The 1,884-nt window shown below is 51.2% G+C and carries 1 protein-coding gene; it reads left to right on the forward strand.

The genetic code is table 11. The features are described 5' to 3' along the window. Positions 1-1,456 (forward strand): virulence-associated E family protein (locus tag QZ506_RS10485; protein ID WP_291970952.1); only part of this gene is annotated, 1,456 nt, incomplete at its 5' end. Positions 1,457-1,884 lie beyond the last annotated feature (428 nt).

The raw sequence follows: 1,884 nt of genomic DNA on the forward strand, positions 1-1,884 counted from the left end.
AGAGCTGTGGCTGGAATGGTCTGTTGCGGGTGGCGGCAGTGCCGCTGATATTACGGAGGCTGAACGCCGCTGGGATGAGGGGAAGCTTGTTGCGGATCGCACGGGCTATCAGGCCATCTTTACCCGTGCACAGAAAGAAGGCTGGATAAATCCCGGTGCAGAGCGTATGCGCTTATCCTCTGCCGCCAGCCTGGATGACTTTGAAGACCTGACCAGTACCGAAGTTGCAGAACCTGCGCCGTTGCCTCCTTTCAGAAGAGACAATAAAGGAGCCATAGAAGCCATTATCGACAACGTAGCGTTAGCGCTTTTGCGTCCTACTTTTACGGGGGTAGAAATTCGTTACGATATTTTCCGCGATGCAATTATGTTGGCCCCAAAAGGAACCAACGGCTGGCGTGCATTCGGCGATGAAGATTATAGCGAACTCCGCGTTATCCTTTCCCGGCGTAGCTTCAAAGAGGTCAATAAAGATCTAATGCGCGATGCTGTTTTTATGGTTGCTAAAAGACAGCCTTTCGATTCTGCTACCACATGGCTCAACGGGCTGGAGTGGGACGGTGTGCCACGTATTGAATATTTCTACCATACGCACTTCGGTACCGCCGACACGCCATACACACGCGCGGTGTCCATGTACATGTGGACGGCGCTGGCGGGCAGGGTGCTGGAGCCGGGCATCAAAGCCGATATGGTGCCTATCCTGGTTGGTGCTCAGGGGCTGCGTAAATCAGCTGGGATTGCAGCTCTCTCACCAGATCCTGAATTTTTTGCTGACATATCTTTTGCTGATAAGGACGACGATCTTGCACGCAAGATGCGCGGATGCCTAGTAGCAGAAATAAGCGAATTGCGCGGACTCAACACCAAAGATCTCGAGTCAATCAAAGCCTGGGTGACACGTACCCACGATAAATGGGTTCCAAAATTTCGCGAATTTACAACTACCTTTGCGCGCCGAGGGATCCACCTTGGGTCATCTAATGAGGACGAGTTCCTTGCTGACAAGACCGGGAACCGTCGCTGGTTGCCTGTGGACGTCGTCGAAATGGTTGATACCGATGCCATAGCGCGAAACAGAGAACTACTGTGGGCGGAGGCACGAGAGACGTTTAAGCACCTTGGTGGCATCCAGTTCCGCGAAGCTGAACGCCTCGGCGCGAGTGTCCATGAGCAGTACACTATTAAGGATGCCTGGCTGGAGACGGTAGAGAAATGGCTCGACACGCCCGACCTGATGACTAATAACATTCCGCGAAATTGCGAATTTTTACGCGCTAGCGATGTTCTACGGGATGCGATTGGGTTAAATCCCAGCCATATCGGAAAGCGCGAAGAAATGCGAATTAGTAATGTTTTGCAAAATTGCGGTTATAAGCGCGTTCAGCGTCGTATCGACGGGAAAAAGACGCGGGTATTTGAGGCATTGTACCAACCCGTACCAACCTCAAAATAGAGGTTGGTACATCTTAATTCATTGATTTTAGAGGCCTGTACCAACCGTACCAACCGTACCAACCTATTACTTCTTATGTGTGTGTGATCATATAAGTCCGTTTTACCAGTTTATATAAAACAGGTGGGTACGGTGGGTACAGGCTGGTACAGGGCGAATTAGTAATTTTTTGCATGTTGGTACGTACCGCAAACTTAACGGCAACAAACACGAAGGGGGGGCGAAAATGCAGTTTGTGAATTGCGGGCATGGGAACCAGTGCGTTTTGCCCCCCTGTACTCTCGCGAGTGCGCGCGTTTTGTCCTGAGGAGTTCGCACGATGCAAATCGACTGGTTTAAAGTCATCATCGATATCGAACGCGCGGGGATGACACAGCAACAGATAGCGCAAACCCTCCACGTATCCAAGTCAGCGCTGTATGGCTGGA

The organism is Candidatus Symbiopectobacterium sp. (genome assembly GCF_020054415.1).
In the GTDB taxonomy this organism is placed as follows: Bacteria; Pseudomonadota; Gammaproteobacteria; order Enterobacterales; family Enterobacteriaceae; genus Symbiopectobacterium.